The sequence below is a fragment of the Bradyrhizobium canariense genome (assembly GCF_900105125.1).
In the GTDB taxonomy this organism is placed as follows: Bacteria; Pseudomonadota; Alphaproteobacteria; order Rhizobiales; family Xanthobacteraceae; genus Bradyrhizobium; species Bradyrhizobium canariense_A.
Map to the genome: position 1 here is coordinate 7,641,700 of NZ_LT629750.1, position 18,488 is coordinate 7,660,187.

The window sequence follows — 18,488 nt, forward strand, 5'->3', positions numbered from 1 at the left end:
GGACAAGGAATAACATGGATCGCGGACAAATTGATTGGGACGGTGCAGCGGGGTTTGGTAGTTCCCTGCGCTCTGCGATCGACCCGAATGACGTCGACGGGATCAAGAATCGGCTGATTGATCAAATCCATTGGCAAGCCCTAAGGCGCCAGCTCCCGCGATCTGGAAGACTTCTCGACGTCGGATGTGGGGTAGGTCGTATGGCGCAACGCGTATGCACGCGGGGTTTGGATTATACCGGTGCGGATATTTCCCGGAAGATGATTGAAACGGCCAAGGCCGCGAACGAGAAGACTTCTGCCAAATTTGTGCACTTGGCAGAGAGGCCGATGCCGTTTGATGAAGCCGAGTTCGACCTGATCCTCACCGTGATGGTCTACCAGTATGTGGTCGGCGGCCCGGACAATGCGTCATTTGTTGACGAGTTACGGCGGGTTATTCGTCGCGGTGGCCGGTTGATAATGATTGAGCAAGGTTCACTGAGCGGACAGCGCTCAGGCACAGTGTCACGCACGACAACGCCAGACGATTATGTCAGGGCTCTATCTCCTCATTTTCGGGTCGACCAGATTAAGCGCATTCGTTCGTCGGAGTTTTCGAGGGCTACTCATCGGCTTTTTTCTGTCGCAAAGCGCAGCACGATCGCCAAGCGCATCGTGGTGCCGATAGCTACGGCGATCGAGTATCACGGCACGAGGTGGCGCGGTGAGGCATATTTTCGATCGGTGCCTTACTTCGATATACTTATATCGGCAACGGCTGTGAATTAGGTTTGTTTTAGAGGGGATTTCCTACATTGACTTCCATCCACGTCAAAAGTTGTAGGAGGTATTCGCAAGCTATCACCGCAGTACCTTTATGGATTTAGATAACCGTCATGACACCTGAGATCGTTAATATTCGTACCGCCGCTGACAGTGAGTGGGATACGATCTGGAGTGAATGCCGACACGCAACGTTCTTCCATAGCCGGGAATGGGCCGAGATTTGGCACAAGTACACGGATGGAAAATTTCGCCCCGACGGTCGCCTTGTCGTATTTGACGATGGGCGGGAGGCATTGTTGCCGCTTTCTCTTGAGCGGCAGTGCAAAAATCTGGTGTCGATATTTCATAGTTCACCGGCTGGAACCGCCGGCGGATGGATATCACGGGATGAGCTGTCGCCCGGACATGCACAGGCGCTCATCAAATATCTACGGAGCCTGTCTGGACTTTACTGGCGCTTGAATCCACATGACCCCAACGCTGAAAATATCCAGTCGATTTTCAATGAACCCGCCGACACCTTCTTGATCGAGCTCGATGGCTCAAGAGACAATCTTTTGCGCTCCTGGGCGAGAGGCGCGCGCGATGCGGTAAATCAGGCCAGGCGGGCCAATGTCAGGATCAGGCGCGGGGCCAGCGTTTCGGATTGGAGAGCTTATTTCGAAGTCTATGAGGATAGTCTTCGGCGATGGGGTGAAAAGGCAACCTCAAGATACACGTTCGAGCTTTTCGAACTGCTTCGCGCCAGCGACAGCGGGCACGTTCACCTTTGGCTGGCCGAGCATGATGATCGAGTTATAGCTGGGGCAGTCAACTTCGTGTCGCGGGAAATCGTGATCGGTTGGCACTTGTCGGTCCTCGAGGCGACATTCAAGTTCCGGCCGGTCAATCTTCTTTTGTTTGAGTCTATCGCTGAGTATTCAGAACAGGGTTTCCGTTGGTTTGATCTGGGAACGAGCGGCGGCCACGAGAACGTCAGTGACTTCAAACGACGCCTTGGATCGGTGTCGACGCCCGCGCCGCTGTTTACCCACCGGTCCCGTGTAACGCGCGCCGTTCTGAAGGCGCAGCGGCTGAAGGTCAAGCTTCTTGGCTAGCTATTTTGCGTAGCCATGAAGCCACTGCTGGCGTGAAACGGCATCGAAATTCTTCCGACCATCTATTTGTCGATGGCTTTCAACTGGCGGCATTCGCTTTTTTGAACCGCCAGAATCTCCTCAGGTCTGGTCCCGCAAAATGGGCGCTGTAGCTATCATCATTCTTGTGTTCCCAGTCATAGCGAAACTGATACTCCGTCGGATTTTCCTGACCGGAATTCAGGTCCGAAGTAAAGAAGCGAACGACGTCGAACTTATTTTCCCGCGCGATACGCTCCATGTAGAACGGCGACGGCCGGCTGCCAGTCCCCTCCAGTGCCTCTTCATCCATCTCTTGATTGCCGGCGCAAAAGAAGATTTTTTCTGGATCGGTAGAATCGCAAACAACGGTCTCAAGCACCATGTCATCGGCAACTGAGAAACAGCACTTGAGATGCGACTCGACATTCCGGAGATGGTAGATCAGTCCAAAATTGATAATCAGGTCAAATCGCCCAAAACCGGAGAAGTCCTGCTCCAGGTTGAATTGTTCGAACCGGATATTGGGAAGTTTACGATGCTTGAGGCTTGCAAAATTCACATTCTGAATTCGCCCATCTAGGCACAAAACGTTAGCTCCCAATTCAGCAAAAAAAGCGCCGATATCGCCGTGACCCGCACCGAGCTCAAGTATCTTCTTCCCCTTGAAATAATTTACTCCATATATTTCGAGGAGCTTGTTGCACCGCCTCACCCGCCAATTTTCATACGAGCTGTGAAAAAGGCCTCTTTTATTGATGAGGCCGTTAAGAAAGACGTGCTTGTCAATCGGTGATAGCTGGCGCTCCTGCAACTCAACGCTACGCTTGAGAAGTTCCAGATCGATCTCGTTGGCCGTCTGATATGTCCACACGCGGAGAGCCCGAACGAAGTTTTTTACTTTGGATAACATGCACAAGGTCCACAATGATCTGGTTGCTGCGATTCAGCAAAAAAGCCAAGGAAATCAAGTTTTGACGAGCATCTTACGGTGAGGTTGTTTCGAACACCTTGAAAGGGGCTTCGCTTGGAATTGTAGCGAAAGGGACGCGAGTTGTATGTTCTATTTCGTAAATCTAGCGACGATGGATGATCCTACTCGTTGGTATCGTTAATCACGCAGAGCCCGAGGTGATCGGGTAACTCCCACGAAGCTCGCGCGACAATCCGGGAGTACGATACGGAAGGTTGGACATATCGGAGCGTCAAAAGTGACAGCGTCACTTCCCGGCTGCACTGCCCAATCCAACCCGGCCAGTCTCGTAGCCATTTTGCAGGATGGCCTGCCACCACGCTGTATTGGCAAGATACCACCTAACGGTCTTCTCGAGACCGGACTCGAATGTTTCTCTGGCGGTCCAACCGAGTTTCCGTTCGAGCTTCGAGGCATCGATGGCATAGCGCCGGTCATGTCCCGGACGGTCCGCAACAAACGATATGAGCCGATTCCGGGCACCCGTCGGGGCGGGTTGCATGGTGTCCAGCAGATCGCAGATCAGCTCAACCACATCAAGATTGCTGCGCTCGTTGCGCCCGCCGACGTTATAGGTCTCGCCAATCTGGCCGTGCTGGAGAACCTGCCGTAGCGCGCGCGCATGATCTTCCACATACAGCCAGTCACGCACGTTCTGGCCATCGCCATAAACCGGGAGACTTTCCTCTGCCAGGCCCTTGATGATCATATGCGGGATCAGCTTCTCGGGAAAATGATAGGGCCCATAATTGTTCGAGCAGTTAGTAATGATCGTCGGCAGTTCGTAGGTTTCGCACCACGCCCGAACCAGATGATCCGAAGAGGCCTTGCTTGCCGAATATGGCGAGTTTGGCGCATAAGGGCTCGTTTCCGTGAACATCCCCTCCTGTCCCAGCGAGCCGAATACTTCGTCGGTTGAGACGTGCAGAAAACGAAAGGACTTTCGGAGTGGCTCCGCCAGTTTGCGCCAATGCCGAAGCGCTTCCTGTAGCAGCGTAAACGTTCCAACGATGTTGGTTTGAATGAATTGGCCGGGGGCGTCGATCGAACGGTCGACGTGGCTCTCGGCGGCAAGGTGCATCACCGCGCAGGGTTGATGTTTCTCGAACAGCGCGCGTAGTGCGGGGCCGTCGCAAGTGTCCTGCTTCGCCAACAGATAGCGCGCGGCCGTTGCCTGGGGAATGGATTGGAGGTTCGAAGCGTAGGTTAGCTTGTCGATATTGACGATAAACGCTTCGGTCTCGTCGAGCATATGCCGAATTACGGCGGATCCGATAAACCCCGCCCCGCCGGTTACGAAAATGGTCGAGCCCCTGAAATTCATCTTTGAAAAATCTCGCGCTTTCGGCCCTGAGCAACTTGAAAATCCAAGGAGGTGCTCACCATAGCTGATTTTTGCGATCCTGCCGTGCTTCACTTAGCCGGCACGACAATATTCTGTTCAAATTCCTTCATCGCCGCAGCAGGCGACCGGCCGGCCTTTACCGCGGAATATACGATCGACAGTCGTTCGGCGACTTGCCGCCAATCGAATTTGAGTGCCTGGTGTCTGGCTCCATCTCGTCGCGAACGAGCCAGATCCCGGTCGGCGCAAAGCTGCTTGATCAACTCGAAGGCAGAGACGGCGTCACCCTCTGGAATCAGCCAGCCAGAGTCGTTGCTCATGTAATCGGGTATGCCGCCGATATCGCTCACGATCGCGGGTGTTCCGCAGGCAAGGCCTTCCAGCAACGAGTTGTTGGCGGTGGAGCCTTTGAGAGGCAGGAACAGCAGGTCAGCCTCTTGATACAGTTCGATAAGCCTGGCTTCGGGGATATGGGAGTGCAGGGTGAGGTTTGAGCAACCGGTAAAATAGGGAAATACATCGGGCCGAGTCACGACGTCGAATTGTATGTCGAGATCGTGGTGTCGTGCTTCGTCGATCACCCGATGCGCAACCTCCCAATCTCTCATGTGTTCTCCGACGATAAGGACTCTCAGCTCGTCATGACGTGATTGACGTTCACCCGGCCGAAACCGCGCCGTGTCGATCCCGTGGGGAACATAGACGACCTTGTCCGCACCGAACCAGCGCTCGAAACTCGCTATTTCGCTTCTCGCCAGTACGATTGCCGCGTCGATGCCCTTGATCTCCTTGGCCTGAAAATGCTCGAACCTCGGTGCAGTACGCTCGGCCGGCAAGTGGAAGGTGGCCACCAGCGGACAACGGAGCAAGCTTCGCCAGCGAAGCAGGAAATCCAACTGCTCGTCCCCGTATAGCACGTGCACCACGTCGGGGGGATTGACCATGCTTCCGGCCAGGAGTCGCTGTTCGGCCAACCGGTCTTCCAGCCGATAGTCCAGCAGGTAGGCATCGGTGTTGGCCACGCTGCTCCAGAGCTTCTTAACGACCCGCGACTTATTTCCGGTCAGCCGTTTTTGTTTAATGACTTTTGCGCCGACGGCAGACGCCAGGCGGTCATAGCCCCCGGAATCCGTGTGGTGATCCCACCGTTTGACTAAACACGTAATACGCATGACAAACGATCAACCCGCTCGATCAGAAAGTGTTGGAGCCTCAGCGCCCGGCGCGCTCGAAATCAGCGCTACGCTGGCGACGATGAGACCAAATACCCTGGTGACTACTCCCGAGCCTGCCGCCGTCAGTGACCGAACGACCAGCGTTCGGTTGCTGCCCATGAAATTATCGAGCATTGGCGGCCGAGGGCCCAACAACGTTGTGCGCCATTTCAATAAACGAAGATCTTCATGCTCATGCAACGACCAACTTTATGTTTTATCCATCGGAGTGGATCAACTCATCCACTGTGAAATCTGACGCCGCCTGAATGATGATTGTTTCAGGATGTGTCTGATTTCTTAATTACCAGCTTTGTCCGGCTGCTCTTCAAGTCACCGTATTTATTCCTGCCTGCCGCCCAATACGTCGCTTCACAAGTCCAGTCTCGCGCGTCGCTCCAGGCCCATTTACCTGCCCGCAATGGCACCGACTGTCGAGTACTTAATCGATTCAACCGATCGTATATTCCGGCTTGGTCAGTGCCGGTGTTATTTTGTGGCCCGTGGTTGTGCCGGCGAGAGCGGTAACCGCGATGTCGCGGTTTTCCTAAGCTCGCGGGACGCCACCAGCGTTTGTTCGAGCGCAGCCAGGATAGCCGTCTTGTCCCATCGCGAGAGTGCTATTTCCCGGGCGCCCTTGCCAAGGGCAGAACAGAGTTGGGGGTCACCGGCCAGCGTGCGTACGGCGGCCGCGAGCGCGTGCGTGTCGCCCGGCGGAATGACAAGGCCGGCGCCGGCGACTTCATTGGCCAGTCCCGTGTTCGGCCTGCTCATCGCAATCACCGGCCGGCCGGTGGCGAAAATGCCGCCGAGCTTCGACGGCAGCACCAGATCGGCCGCTTCGGCCTTCTGTGGAATTAAATGAAAATCGGCGGTTCTGAGCAGCTCCGCGAAGCGATCATCCGCCTGCAATCCCAGAAACTGAACATTGGTCAGGCCGGCTGCCAGGCCTTGCAGCGTGGCTTTGTGCGGACCCTCGCCGCACAGGACAAATCGAACATTCGGATCGCTCTGCTGCAACTCTCTGGCAGCCTCGATAATCAGATCGAGGCCCTGCTTGTTGGACATCGTCCCGGAGTAGAGGCCTACGAAATCGGCATCTGCAAGATGAAGTTCTTTTCGGAAGCTCGTGGACCCGTCGCCGGGCGAGATTTGACTGGTGTCGGTCCAATTGCGGAATTCGCGGATCTTCTCAGGGTCCACGCCCTTGTGCGCAAGGCGGTCGAGCATTTGCGGCGAGATCGTCGATACGCAGTCGAAGGATCGCAGGATCGCGCGTTCGACGGTGACCATTCTGCTTCGCAGGCCTTTGTTGCTGAGGATACCGAGATCGAATGCGGCGTCCACCTCGAAGTCCTGCACGTGAAGCCACGAAAATGCGCCGGTCCGGCGCGCGATCCAGGCGGTGAACGCTGCCGACATCAAGGATGGCGCGACCGAAAAAACCACGTCCGGCCGCCAGCGAAGCGATTCTGAAATGACCGGCCACGCGCTCGTCAGCGCAAACGACGCATGATGGACGAGACGCTTGGCGCCCGTGGGCGTTTTGGGGACATAGATCGGTGATCGTTTGACGGATACGTTGTTGATCGTCTCGGCCTGGTAGCGCCAGCTGCGATACGCCCGCGGGATGTTCCATTCCGGATAATACGGGGGCGCGGTTACAACACGAACCTCATGGCCGGCGGAGGCGAGGGATTCGCACAACTCGGTATTGTACTTGGCCACACCTATTAGCTCGGGAGCGTAGTTAATGCCAACCAGCAGAATCCGCATAAAGTAAAGCTCCGACCACCCATCGAGAAAACAACTAACCTGCTCGTCTGCCCCAACAACGTGTTGGGCGGTAACCCGACGGCGACCAGTTGGTAATTTTCATCCAGTCTATTTTAAAGACGATATTCCTTGCCTGACGCGGTGGGCGATTCATCCTTTGTTGTGCAGCGATTCCGCTGAGAGTGCGCTGTTTGGCTGGTCGCAGCTATAACCAACCCGACACGCTCGATCACATCATTTCCTTCAAAAGAGGACGTCAGGGCAAACATATTTACTTGTCCTTCACCCCTAACATTCCGCGCCTGCGAAGTAACACAATTCCGGCGACAGCGTTAACATTGCAGGCGTTTTGTTCGGCTGTTGGTTTCTATCCCGGTCGGCTCTGTCGCGCGGACGGTCGACGGCGGCGCAGGATGTTTTGTCAGGCGGTTCCGCTCAGTAGGCTGTGGTCTGGCGGAGCGCCGTGACGATGGTCTGGAGGACAATTCTCAGGTCGAGTAACGGGCTCCAGTTATTGATGTACCAGAGATCGTGCTCGACGCGGCGCTCCATCTGCTCGATCTGAGTCGTCTCGCCGCGCAGGCCGTTGACCTGAGCCCATCCTGTCAGGCCCGGCTTGACGTGATGCCGGAACGCGTAATTTGCGATCACCTTCTCGTATTCGGAGTTGTGCGACGTGGCGTGGGGGCGGGGGCCAACGAGAGACATGTCGTCCAGAATTACGTTCAATAGTTGCGGCAGTTCGTCGATGCTGGACCGGCGCAGCCAGCGGCCGAGGCGGGTGACACGCGGATCGTTCCGGGTCGCCTGCTGGATCACGGGGCCATCTTCAAGAACGTGCATGGTTCTGAACTTGAAAATATTGAAGGCGCGGCCGTTGAAGCCATTGCGTTTCTGCAGGAACAGCACCGGGCCGCGTGAATCGAGCTTGATCAGCAGCGCGGTGACCAGCATCAACGGCAGTAACGTTATGAGGGCCGCCGTTGCCAGGCCGACGTCGAAGACGCGTTTGGCTGCAAGCTCGGCGCGCGTCATCGGCGCGCGCTGCAGTTCGGTTGTCCAGGTGCTTCCGACATTCGAGATCGGATGGTTCAGGAAGCGTGCCGCGCTCTCATCGGGGATCAGATGAACCGAGATCGGAAGCACAGCCAGCGCGCTCAGAATGCCGTCGATGGCGTGGCGATGCTGCCAGCCGATCAGAAGATAAATGTCTTCGATCTGCTCGCATTTCGCGAGCTCGATGACATCGGCGAGTTTCGACCGTAGCGAGCCGGTGATAACAAGCGAAGAAATCTCATCTTTCGATACCTCGCAGGTTTGGATGGGGTGATAGCCGTAGCGTCGCAGTTCGTTCAGCGGACGAGACGAAGCGTTCAGACCCCGTTCCGTAATAATGATGATCTTTTTCCGCGCGAACGAACCGTTGGCCAGCGCATGGGAAATCCGGTTTGCGACCAGATAGCGCCAGGACAACAGCGTCGCCAGTCCACCGGCGAAGAACAAGGTTGCAGCGCCGCGCGAAAATTCATTGCTGACCTTCAGCGTGAAGGCCACCACGGTAAGCGTGCCAAACACGCCACACCAGATGATGATCGTGTCCCTGGCCTGCCTGGTCAGCAGCGTCAGATTTTTCAGGCGGTAGTTCCGCCGGGCCGCCATCATCGCGGTAAAATTGGCGGCAACGATGATCCCGATCGAGAAGAAGGCTTTTTCGTTGTTGATGTCGCCCGTCGCTATCAAGTGATAGGTCAGGCTGAAGACGAGGCTCGCCAATACGATGAAGACGTAGTCGGCGACCAGGACAGAGTGTTCAATGAATTGGGGGCGGAGCAGCTCTTTCCAGGTTCTTCGCGGAATTTCGCCTGAACCAGGCGGAATCTCCATTGATGCCGCTTTTGCATCGGGCGGCGCGAGTCGCGAAAGACCCGGTACGTTACTCATAAGATGGCCCTGATCTGCGGGTCGCAATATTAATTGGCTAATATTTCGCTAACTCGTTCTATCGATAATTTATCATATATTTTCAACTGGTTGTCACCCTTAACGTTACCGCTTAGGGCGATATTAAAGGTATTATGTTACTAAAAAGACTTCCGTTTGTTTCGAGAGCGCCCGAGTGTTAGTAATTGGCGCATCGATATGGTTCGATGAGCTTGGGGGAGCAGGTTGATGGTTCGCAAGTTTGGCATCCTGGGCGTGTTCGCGGTCGGGTTGATGGTGAGCGCAAGTTCGGCCCTGGCGTTCGGGCCTGTGAACTCGCTCCAGCCGTCCGCTGTCGCGCAACGCGATGTTCTTGATGTGTCGTTTTTCGCTAGGCCATATCCCTTCGGCTTCACCGGCTGGGGACATTGCGTCCGGTACGTCGAGGTCGAAACCCGTTCGGGTCCGCGCCTTCGTCGGGTTTGGGTCTGCCGGTAAACGGCCGGGCTCAGCGCCTCAGACCAGGCGCTTCAGGATTGAGGTTATCGAAAGGCCGATGATCGGGCTTTCCCGCGGGCGCTCCGTTCGGGCGTGATCGTGCCTGATCCACTCCGACGCAATCCAGTCGGCACCCGCAAGTTCGAGACGGCTATCTGGCCTAGCTTGCGCCTGATACCACTTTTAGTTGAGTGGTCAGTCTTCGCACGGCCTAAAAATTCCCCTTGGAATTTTGCGAATCTAAATCCACGATGACACAAATAGAAAATAAAAAAATTGGGGCGGGTGCAGATGGGGAGTTATGGGTACGCTCGTATGGGTGTCGTTGGGGATATGGGGCCTGATTAACTGCATTGTCGCAGCTCGCTTGGCCTCGCGGAATCGCCCAACGCTCAAGTGAGACATTCGCACGGCCTGGTTCGCTGCGGCAAAACGCAAGGACCAAAGAAGCCGGCTGCGGCCGTCTAACGCGCTGGAGAGCATTTTTCAGCCTGACATCTTATGTCTGGCACAGGACTGGCTCAGGAAATGTCTGGCACTGGTAATGTGTCGGCTACTGGAACTCGTGCCAGTCGCTCGCGTTAGTTAGATTGAGGCTGAACCATGCGCATATCGAAGCTGCTCTGGATCACTATGTTTGGTGTCTCGATGGGGAGCGGGACGGTTTGGGCACAGGGCACAAAGGATCCGTCGAATCCTGTCCCGAGCATGGTATTTCCCATTCGCCCGCGCGATGAACCAGCACCTTCAACCGCCGTTCCGAACACGTCGCACACCCGCCGCCAAGGGACGGTCCAGCTGCAGCCTATCTACCGGTACCCGGGCTATCGCGCCCGTGTCCGCAGATAGGGACCGGTTCGCCGGGGGGCCCGCAAATCAGTGCTTCGGTGCAGGCGGCACGGGTACCGGGACGTCGCCATTCTTTGCAAAGCAGTCGTTCACATAAGCCTGCCGGTCGCCGCTCATGGGTCCCGCCCCCGGACGCTTCCAGGGATAAAGGATATAGGCATAGTGAACGCAGCGCTTGGCGACTTCGGCGCTTGGCGCCGCGAAAACTTCCACGGGGCGCAGCGGCACCGCCAGCGTTGCAATGATTGCAAGCTTGGCCGCTCGTGAAATCGTGGAAACGGTCATTCGCTTCATTCCGTGCTGCCCAGTGGTCGTTCGCGCAGGCTTCAGTTGCCGCCGCACGGTAAGGCAGCTTCGTTAGGATCCGGTTTATCGGCGCGGTATCTGAACGAAGTCTTCACTGGTGGGATGCTGATCAAGCCGCCCGCGGAAGACGAACAAGCCCTTGTCCGTCGAGACAATGTCGCCAGGTTGCAGGCTGCCGTCATTGAGCGCACGCTCGCTCGCGACGTGCGCCTGATCTTCAGGCGAGGGGGCATACAGATCGGGATGGCTCCTTCTTTCCGCGGCAACTTCCCTGGCTTTCCGCTTTGCCTCTTGCACCCTTACGAGCCATTCCTGCCGCGAGATTTCCGGCTGAACCTCGGGCTCGACGGTCGGGTCCGCAAGCGCATCCTGGGCCGCGCACGGTCTGGCGATGGGCAAGGATAAAAGAAGGCCGAAGGCAATCATTCTGGGCCAAGAGAACTCTCTCCGGCCAAAGCACGTGCCGGATGAACCGCACTTAAAATGGAGAAGTCCAGCCATTCGCACCCTTGCTCTCGAGAGACAGCAGACCTTTGCGGTGGGCGTATTCCCGATACTGCTAACGCAATTCCCGTGATTTTCATATGCCCTCGCGCTTGTGGGCTTGCTGATCGTGACCGCCATGCGGCGGGACTCCGTGCTCAAGCCGTCGCCTGCATTGAAACGCAATGATTAGGGCTTCCGAAGGAAGCCTTGACGGCCGTCGGAGGGAGACCGTGGGCCGATAACCGCTTCTTGCATGGGCTCGATCCGACCCACATCTATGGTACGCTTCAGTCCGGCCGGATCGCGCCAGCGCGCTTCGGCAGGGCCGTCCAATTCGCGGCGAATACGGAGAAACACCGATGACGACAAATACAGAACGCGCCGTTCTGGCGGGAGGTTGTTTCTGGGGAATGCAGGATCTGATCCGTCGCAAGCCCGGCGTCATATCCACACGCGTCGGTTATTCAGGTGGCGATGTCAAGAATGCGACCTATCGCAACCATGGCACCCATGCGGAGGCGATCGAGATTATTTTCGATCCCCGGGTCATGAGCTTCAGGGATATCCTTGAATTTTTCTTCCAGATCCATGATCCGACGACGCGCAACCGTCAGGGCAACGATATCGGAACCAGCTATCGTTCGGCGATCTTCTATACCAGCCCGGAACAGGAGCGGGTTGCGCGCGATACCATCGCCGATGTCGAGGCATCCGGTCTGTGGCCAGGCAAGGTGACGACCGAAGTCGCCGCCGTCGGTGACTTCTGGGAGGCCGAGCCCGAGCATCAGGATTATCTTGAGCGTTATCCGGACGGTTACACCTGTCACTTTGTCCGCCCGGGATGGAAACTTCCGCGGCGGATGGCTGGGTAGTTCGTTCAGCGGACGCTGCCGCCTACGCGTGCGGTTACATTATCACGTCGTCGGCCTGAAAAGGCCGGCGGCGTTTTCATACCGGCAGGAGACAACGGACATATCGGCTTCGCAGCGATCTTGCTAACATCGTTTCCGGCAGGGATGGCGTCCGAGGAGTGTTGCGATGACGAAGGGTTCAGATCTGCTGGTCCGGGCGCTCGAGAGCGAAGGCGTGGAATATATCTTCGCCATTCCCGGCGAAGAAAATCTCGATGTCCTGGAGTCGCTGCGCAGCTCCAGCATCAAGCTCGTGATCACCCGCCACGAACAGGCGGCCGGATTCATGGCGGCGACCTATGGCCGGCTGACCGGCCGAGCGGGCGTATGCCTGACCACCCTTGGTCCCGGCGCGCTCAATCTGACGACAAGTGCGGCCTATGCGGATTTGGGCGCGATGCCGATGGTGATGATCACGGGGCAAAAGGCCATCCACACCAGCCGACAGGCCAAATTCCAGATCGTCGATATCGTCGCGACGATGCGGCCGCTGACCAAGATGGCGACACAGATCGTCTCGGCACAGAGCATTCCGACCCTGGTGCGTGATGCCTTCCGCGTGGCCCAGCAGGAACGGCCGGGCCCGGTGCATCTCGAACTGCCCGAGGATGTGGCGTCCGACCGGGCGACGGCGCAGATCATCCCGCCGCATCCGGTGGAGCTGGCGGTGGCGCCGGCGGTGGCGATCGAGCGCGCCGCGGCGATGATCACGGCCGCGCAAAGGCCGCTGGTGATGTTGGGCGCGGCAGCGAGCCGTCCTCAATTGGCCGAGCCGCTGTCGCAATTCGTCCGCCGTCTCGGCATTCCGTTCTTCAACACGCAGATGGGGAAGGGCGCGGTGAATGCCGGGTCCAACCTCTATATGGGGACCGCGGCGCTGTCGGAACGCGACTGGATCCACGAAGCCGTCGACGAGGCGGACCTCATCATCTCCATCGGGCACGACACGGTCGAGAAGCCGCCGTTCATCATGAACGAGAACGGGCCTCGCGTGGTCCACATTGGTGCTACGCCGGCGACCGTCGAACAGGTGTATTTCCCGGAGGCCGAGATCGTCGGCGACGTCGGCGCCAGCCTTGCCGCGCTCGCAGGCCGGCTGGAAGGCAAGCTGCCCAATGCCGGCGCGCTGTTGGGCCTGCGCGAGAAAATCCTGACCAAGCTCGCGGAACGTTCGACCGAGGATCGCTTCCCGCTGACGCCGCAGCGCATCGTCCATGACGTGCGAGAGGCGGTGCCGCCGGACGGAATCGTGACGCTCGATAACGGCATGTACAAAATCTGGTTCGCGCGCAATTACCGCACCAGCGTCGCCAACACGCTGCTGCTCGACAATGCGCTTGCGACCATGGGCGCGGGGCTTCCTTCCGCGATCGCGGCCGCGCTGATCCACCCCGAAAGAAAAGTGCTGGCGGTGTGCGGCGATGGCGGCTTCATGATGAATTCGCAGGAAATGGAGACGGCGGTCCGTCTCGGCGTCAACATCACCGTGCTCATTCTCGAGGACCATGCCTACGGTATGATCCGCTGGAAGCAGCAGGCCGATCACTTCGCGGATTTCGGCCTGAAATTCGGCAATCCCGATTTCGTGGCTTACGCGAAGGCCTATGGCGCGAAGGGTTCGCGTGTCGGCTCTGTCGCGGAGTTTCTGCCGACGCTGAAAGCCGCGCTGGACGGCAAGGGCGTGCATCTTGTCGTCGTCCCCGTCGACTACAGCGAGAACATGCGCGTGCTGGTGGAAGAATTACCCAAGCGCAGTGACCGTTGATGGCGCCAATTCGGAATTCCAAAGCCGCTTCGCGCTAATTATGTGACAGTTTTGGGAAGCCTGATGCTGCGTCGCGCAACGCGCCCCTGATGCCACACGTTGCCGCGACACGATCTCTGCGCTTTCGGGTTCCATCGCGGACGGATTGTGTTATGAGTTCCCTCGCGGATCTGCCTGCGTGGCCAACCGATTGGGGCGAGGGGATGAAGCCTTGGCATCAACCAGCCTGCGCGGCGTTTGACCGCTATGCGCGCCGCGCGGCGTCTTCCGGCGGTATTCATGCTGCCGTCATTGGGCTATCGGTCATCCTGCTGACCGGCTGCGAACAGAACACCTTCGTGCCGCCGCCGCCGCCCAAGGTTGAGGTCGCCGTGCCGGTGAAACGCGCGGTCACACGCTATCTGGAAGCGACCGGCAATACGGCGGCGGTCAAATCCGTCGATCTGGTGGCGCGGGTGCAGGGCTTTCTGGAGTCGATCAACTACAAGGACGGCGACTTCGTGAAAGAAGGCACGGTGCTGTTCACGATCGAGCCCGAGACCTACAAGCTGAAGCTCGACCAGGCGCAGGCGGCGCAAGCCGGTGCCCAGGCCTCGCTGAAGCAGGCCGACCTCGATTTCCAGCGGCAGAGCGACCTGGTCGCGCGCCAGGCGGTGTCGCAGGCAACCCTCGACAGCTCCACCGCCAATCGCGACAACGCGCGAGCCAATCTGGCGCAGGCGCAGGCCAACACCAGGATCGCCGAAGTCAATTACGGCTACACCAAGGTCACCGCGCCGTTCGACGGCTACGTGTCGGCGCATCTGGTCTCCGTCGGCGAACTGGTCGGCGCGGCGTCGCCGACACAGCTCGCCAGCATCGTGGCGCTCGACCCGATCTATGTGAACTTCAATGTCAACGAGCAGGACGTGCTGCGGATTCGCGCCGAGGCGGCCCGCCGCGGCGTCACGGTGGCCGAGCTGCGCCAGCTCCCGGTCCAGGTCGGGTTGCAGACCGAGCAGGGCTATCCGCACGAGGGCAAGCTCGACTACATCGCGCCGATTATCAACCAGTCGACCGGCACGCTTCCCGTCCGCGGCATCGTGCCCAATCCCAACCGGCAGATGCTGCCCGGCTATTTCGTGCGGGTGCGCGTTCCCTATGACCAAATGGGCGACGCCCTGCTGGTCCCCGACACCTCGCTCGGCAGTGATCAGGGCGGGCGCTATTTGCTGGTGGCTAACGGCGAGAACGTGGTCGAGCAGCGCCATGTGCAGGCCGGTCTGCTCGAAGATGGCGGCTTGCGCGTGATCGAGGACGGTCTGAAGCCGGAAGACCGCGTCGTGGTCGCCGGCCTGTTGCGGGCGATCCCGGGCGAGAAGGTCGACCCGCAACTGCAGAAGATAGATACGCCTGCCGCATCCGCTAAATAGGGCCGGGCCATGATCTCCAAATTCTTCATCGAGCGGCCGGTTCTTTCCAACGTCATCGCCTTGCTGATGATCCTGATCGGTGGCGTCGCGCTGTTCAGCCTTGCGATCGCGCAGTATCCGGATGTGGTGCCGCCGACGGTGCAGGTGACGACGCGCTATCCGGGCGCCAGCGCCAAGACCGTGGTCGATACCGTAGCGCTGCCGATCGAGCAGCAGGTCAATGGCGTCGAGGACATGCTTTACATGCAGTCCTATGCCGCTTCGGACGGCACCTATACCTTGACCGTGACCTTCAAGATCGGCACCGACCTCAACTTCGCGCAGGTGCTGGTGCAGAACCGCGTCGCGAGCGCGCTCGCACAACTGCCGGCGTCGGTGCAGAATCAGGGCGTCACGGTCCAAAAGAAATCGACGTCGATCCTGCTCTTCGTCACGCTCACCTCGCCCGACAAGAAATATGACAGCCTCTATCTGAGCAACTATGCCACCATCAACATCCGGGACGAGCTGTCGCGCGTGCCGGGCGTCGGCAACGTTACGGTGTTCGGCGCCGGGCAGTATTCCATGCGCATCTGGCTTGATCCGAACAAGCTGCAGGCGCGCAGCCTGATGCCTCAGGACGTCATCCAGGCGGTCCAGCAGCAGAGCCAGCAGGTCACCGCGGGCCAGGTCGGAACGCCGCCGACGCCGCCCGGACAGGCGTTCCAGGTCACCCTCAACGTCAACGGCCGCCTCGACGACGCCAGCCAGTTCGAGGACATCATTGTCAAGACCGGCAACAATGGCGACGTGACGCGGGTACGCGACATCGGCTCGGTCGAGCTGGGCGCGCAGACCTACGGCCAGATCTTCTCGCTCAACAACCAGCCTGCCACCGGCATCGGCATATTCCAATCGCCTGGCGCTAACGCGCTCGAAGTCGAGCATGCGGTCGAGAAGAAGATGGCGCAGCTGGCGCGCAACTTCCCGCAAGGTATCAAATACGACACACCGTTCGACACCACCAAATTCGTCAACGCCTCGATCAACGAGGTCTACAAGACCCTGATCGAGGCCGGCCTCCTGGTGCTGGTCGTGATCCTGGTGTTCCTGCAGGACTGGCGCGCGATGCTGGTGCCGGCGACGACCGTGCCGGTCACCATCATCGGCGCGTTCGCGGCGATGGCCGCGCTCGGTTTCACCATCAACCTGTCGACGCTGTTTGCGATTGTGCTCGCGATCGGCATCGTGGTCGACGACGCCATCGTCGTCGTTGAGGGCGCGGCGCACAATATCGAGCAGGGCATGTCCGGCCACGACGCCGCGATCAAGGCGATGGACGCGCTGTTCGCGCCGATCGTCGGTATCACGCTGGTGCTGATCTCGGTGTTCCTGCCGGCGTCGTTCCTGCCGGGGCTGACAGGTCGCATCTACGCACAATTCGCGCTCGTGATCGCGGCAACCGCGCTGCTCTCGGCCATCAACGCCGCGACGTTGAAGCCGACGCAATGTGCGCTGTGGCTGCGCCGGCCGGTGCCGCCCGAGCAGCGCAACTTCTTCTATCGCGGCTTCAACAATGTCTATAACCGCGTCGAGCGCGGCTATGTGCGGCTGATCGGCTCGCTGGCAAAGCACGCCACCACGTCCGTCGTCGTCGCGCTGATCCTGATCGCCATCGGATTCTATGGCCTCTCCCGGGTGCCGACCGGCTTCCTGCCGATCGAGGATCAGGGCTATCTGATCGCCGCGGTGCAATTGCCCGATGGCGCCGCGCTGGACCGGACCCAGACGGTGCTCGACCGGGTCAGCGACATCGTCGGCAAGACTCCTGGTGTGGCGCAGGTCATTACCATTGCCGGCATCTCCGCGCTCGACAACAGCGCGAGCCTTGCCAATGCCGGCGTCGCCTACATCATCTTGAAGGATTGGGACTCGCGCGGCCCGGGCGAGGATCTGCGCTCATTGGTCTATGGCCTGAACGACAAGGTCGCCACCATCCTGGAGGCGCGCACGCTGGTGCTGCCGCCGCCGCCGATCCAGGGCATCGGCAACGCGGCCGGCTTTGCCATGCAGGTCGAGCTGCGCGACGGCAACAGCGATTACGGCAAGCTGCAGGCGATCACCGGCGCGATGGTGGATAGCGCGCAGAGCCAGAGCGCGCTGCAGCGGGTGCAATCGCCGTTCCGCGCCACGGTGCCGCAGTTCAATGTCGATGTCGACCGCATCAAGACCCAGACGTTGCATGTGACGACGGACCAGGTGTTCTCGACGCTGGCGTCGTATCTTGGCTCCTCCTATGTCAACCAGTTCGACAAGTTCGGCCATGTGTTCCAGGTCTATGCACAGGCGGATTCCCAATACCGGCTGACCTTGCGCGACATCGCCAACATGATGGTGCGCAACCAGAATGGCGATATGATCCCGATCGGCACGGTCGCCACGATCACGCCGACGATCGGGCCGTCGCTGATCAGCCTCTACAACCTCTACCCGTCCGCAACCATCGTCGGGCTGCCTGCACAGGGCTACAGCTCCGGCCAGTCATTGAGCCTGATGGAGCAGATCGCGGACAAGACGTTGCCACCCGGCACCGGATACGAATGGACGGCGATGTCGTATCAGGAGAAGGCGGTGTCGGGCCAGATCTACTACGTGTTCGGGCTCGCGATGCTCCTGGTCTATCTCGTGCTCGCCGGACAATATGAGAGCTGGTATGCGCCGATCTCCGTCATATTGGCGGTGCCGCTGTCGCTGCTCGGCCCGATGGCGGTGCTGGAAGGGCTGAAGATCGACAACAACCTCTATGTCCAGATCGGCCTGATCCTCCTGATCGCGCTGTCGGCGAAGAATGCGATCCTGATCGTCGAGGTCGCGCTCGAACTCCACGACGAGGGCAAGTCGGTCATCGAATCGGCTGTCGGCGCGGCGAAGGCCCGCTTCCGCCCGATCCTGATGACATCCTTTGCCTTCATCCTCGGCGTGGTGCCGCTGGTGCTTGCGACCGGCGCTGGCGCCAGCGCGCGTAAATCGATCGGGATCACCGTGTTCAGCGGGATGATCGCCTCGACCTGTCTAGCCGTACTGTTCGTGCCGGCGTTCTTCGTGGTCGTGCAGCGGTTCGAAAACTGGCTCGCGACACGGAAGCAAGCACCGGTGAAGTCGCCGATATGAC

The 18,488-nt window shown here is 58.9% G+C and carries 14 protein-coding genes; 7 read left to right on the top strand and 7 right to left on the bottom strand.

Annotation, left to right across the window (positions count from 1 at the left end):
- Positions 1-14: 14 nt before the first annotated feature.
- Both BLV09_RS35980 and BLV09_RS35985 read left to right on the top strand, forming a co-directional pair.
- Positions 15-770 carry a class I SAM-dependent methyltransferase gene (locus tag BLV09_RS35980; RefSeq protein WP_146690797.1) on the top strand — a complete coding sequence of 252 codons (756 nt, stop codon included), beginning with the start codon at positions 15-17 and terminating at the stop codon, positions 768-770.
- Between the two features lie 107 nt (positions 771-877).
- A complete protein-coding gene (locus BLV09_RS35985) occupies positions 878-1,864 on the top strand; it encodes a GNAT family N-acetyltransferase (RefSeq protein WP_146690798.1) in 987 nt (328 codons plus the stop codon).
- 79 nt (positions 1,865-1,943) lie between these two features.
- Here the strand turns inward: BLV09_RS35985 and BLV09_RS35990 are convergent, their stop codons facing one another.
- The 5 genes from BLV09_RS35990 to BLV09_RS36010 form a co-directional block, all read right to left on the bottom strand.
- Entirely contained in the window at positions 1,944-2,795 is an 852-nt protein-coding gene (locus BLV09_RS35990) for a class I SAM-dependent methyltransferase (protein WP_146690799.1), read from the bottom strand.
- Between the two features lie 307 nt (positions 2,796-3,102).
- Positions 3,103-4,179: a dTDP-glucose 4,6-dehydratase gene (rfbB, locus tag BLV09_RS35995; RefSeq protein WP_146690800.1), complete on the bottom strand. Its 1,077-nt coding sequence runs from the start codon at positions 4,177-4,179 to the stop codon at positions 3,103-3,105.
- 89 nt (positions 4,180-4,268) lie between these two features.
- A complete protein-coding gene (locus BLV09_RS36000) occupies positions 4,269-5,372 on the bottom strand; it encodes a glycosyltransferase family 4 protein (RefSeq protein WP_146690801.1) in 1,104 nt (367 codons plus the stop codon).
- A 531-nt stretch (positions 5,373-5,903) separates the two neighbouring features.
- Positions 5,904-7,190: a WcaI family glycosyltransferase gene (locus BLV09_RS36005; protein ID WP_146690802.1), complete on the bottom strand. Its 1,287-nt coding sequence runs from the start codon at positions 7,188-7,190 to the stop codon at positions 5,904-5,906.
- A 435-nt stretch (positions 7,191-7,625) separates the two neighbouring features.
- On the bottom strand, positions 7,626-9,131 hold the full coding sequence (locus tag BLV09_RS36010; protein WP_244548919.1) for an undecaprenyl-phosphate glucose phosphotransferase: 1,506 nt from the start codon (positions 9,129-9,131) through the stop codon (positions 7,626-7,628).
- Between the two features lie 228 nt (positions 9,132-9,359).
- Between BLV09_RS36010 and BLV09_RS36015 the strand changes: the two genes are divergently transcribed.
- The gene (locus BLV09_RS36015; protein WP_100383090.1) at positions 9,360-9,608 is read left to right on the top strand and encodes a hypothetical protein; all 249 of its coding nucleotides are present in this window, start codon (positions 9,360-9,362) and stop codon (positions 9,606-9,608) included.
- A gap of 876 nt (positions 9,609-10,484) precedes the next feature.
- On the opposite strand, the gene BLV09_RS36020 is transcribed toward BLV09_RS36015, so the two are convergent.
- Entirely contained in the window at positions 10,485-10,742 is a 258-nt protein-coding gene (locus BLV09_RS36020) for a hypothetical protein (RefSeq protein ID WP_146690804.1), read from the bottom strand.
- 84 nt (positions 10,743-10,826) lie between these two features.
- Positions 10,827-11,189, bottom strand: a complete 363-nt coding sequence (locus tag BLV09_RS36025) for a hypothetical protein (protein ID WP_146690805.1) — start codon at positions 11,187-11,189, stop codon at positions 10,827-10,829.
- 419 nt (positions 11,190-11,608) lie between these two features.
- Between BLV09_RS36025 and msrA the strand changes: the two genes are divergently transcribed.
- From msrA to BLV09_RS36045, 4 genes are all read left to right on the top strand, one after another.
- Complete coding sequence (gene msrA, locus BLV09_RS36030) at positions 11,609-12,121, top strand: peptide-methionine (S)-S-oxide reductase MsrA (protein WP_146690806.1); 513 nt, start codon at positions 11,609-11,611, stop codon at positions 12,119-12,121.
- 166 nt (positions 12,122-12,287) lie between these two features.
- Positions 12,288-13,925 carry an acetolactate synthase large subunit gene (locus BLV09_RS36035; protein WP_146690807.1) on the top strand — a complete coding sequence of 546 codons (1,638 nt, stop codon included), beginning with the start codon at positions 12,288-12,290 and terminating at the stop codon, positions 13,923-13,925.
- A 152-nt stretch (positions 13,926-14,077) separates the two neighbouring features.
- Positions 14,078-15,337, top strand: coding sequence for an efflux RND transporter periplasmic adaptor subunit (locus BLV09_RS36040; RefSeq protein WP_146690808.1), 1,260 nt, complete (start codon positions 14,078-14,080; stop codon positions 15,335-15,337).
- A 9-nt stretch (positions 15,338-15,346) separates the two neighbouring features.
- A complete protein-coding gene (locus BLV09_RS36045) occupies positions 15,347-18,487 on the top strand; it encodes an efflux RND transporter permease subunit (protein ID WP_146690809.1) in 3,141 nt (1,046 codons plus the stop codon).
- The last annotated feature ends 1 nt before the right edge of the window (position 18,488 follow it).

Coding starts and splice junctions, on each gene's coding strand:
- BLV09_RS35980 (WP_146690797.1), top strand. CDS start 15: ATGGATCGCGGACAAATTGATTGGGACGGTGCAGCGGGGTTTGGTAGT.
- BLV09_RS35985 (WP_146690798.1), top strand. CDS start 878: ATGACACCTGAGATCGTTAATATTCGTACCGCCGCTGACAGTGAGTGG.
- BLV09_RS35990 (WP_146690799.1), bottom strand. CDS start 2,795: ATGTTATCCAAAGTAAAAAACTTCGTTCGGGCTCTCCGCGTGTGGACA.
- rfbB (WP_146690800.1), bottom strand. CDS start 4,179: ATGAATTTCAGGGGCTCGACCATTTTCGTAACCGGCGGGGCGGGGTTT.
- BLV09_RS36000 (WP_146690801.1), bottom strand. CDS start 5,372: ATGCGTATTACGTGTTTAGTCAAACGGTGGGATCACCACACGGATTCC.
- BLV09_RS36005 (WP_146690802.1), bottom strand. CDS start 7,190: ATGCGGATTCTGCTGGTTGGCATTAACTACGCTCCCGAGCTAATAGGT.
- BLV09_RS36010 (WP_244548919.1), bottom strand. CDS start 9,131: ATGAGTAACGTACCGGGTCTTTCGCGACTCGCGCCGCCCGATGCAAAA.
- BLV09_RS36015 (WP_100383090.1), top strand. CDS start 9,360: ATGGTTCGCAAGTTTGGCATCCTGGGCGTGTTCGCGGTCGGGTTGATG.
- BLV09_RS36020 (WP_146690804.1), bottom strand. CDS start 10,742: ATGACCGTTTCCACGATTTCACGAGCGGCCAAGCTTGCAATCATTGCA.
- BLV09_RS36025 (WP_146690805.1), bottom strand. CDS start 11,189: ATGATTGCCTTCGGCCTTCTTTTATCCTTGCCCATCGCCAGACCGTGC.
- msrA (WP_146690806.1), top strand. CDS start 11,609: ATGACGACAAATACAGAACGCGCCGTTCTGGCGGGAGGTTGTTTCTGG.
- BLV09_RS36035 (WP_146690807.1), top strand. CDS start 12,288: ATGACGAAGGGTTCAGATCTGCTGGTCCGGGCGCTCGAGAGCGAAGGC.
- BLV09_RS36040 (WP_146690808.1), top strand. CDS start 14,078: ATGAGTTCCCTCGCGGATCTGCCTGCGTGGCCAACCGATTGGGGCGAG.
- BLV09_RS36045 (WP_146690809.1), top strand. CDS start 15,347: ATGATCTCCAAATTCTTCATCGAGCGGCCGGTTCTTTCCAACGTCATC.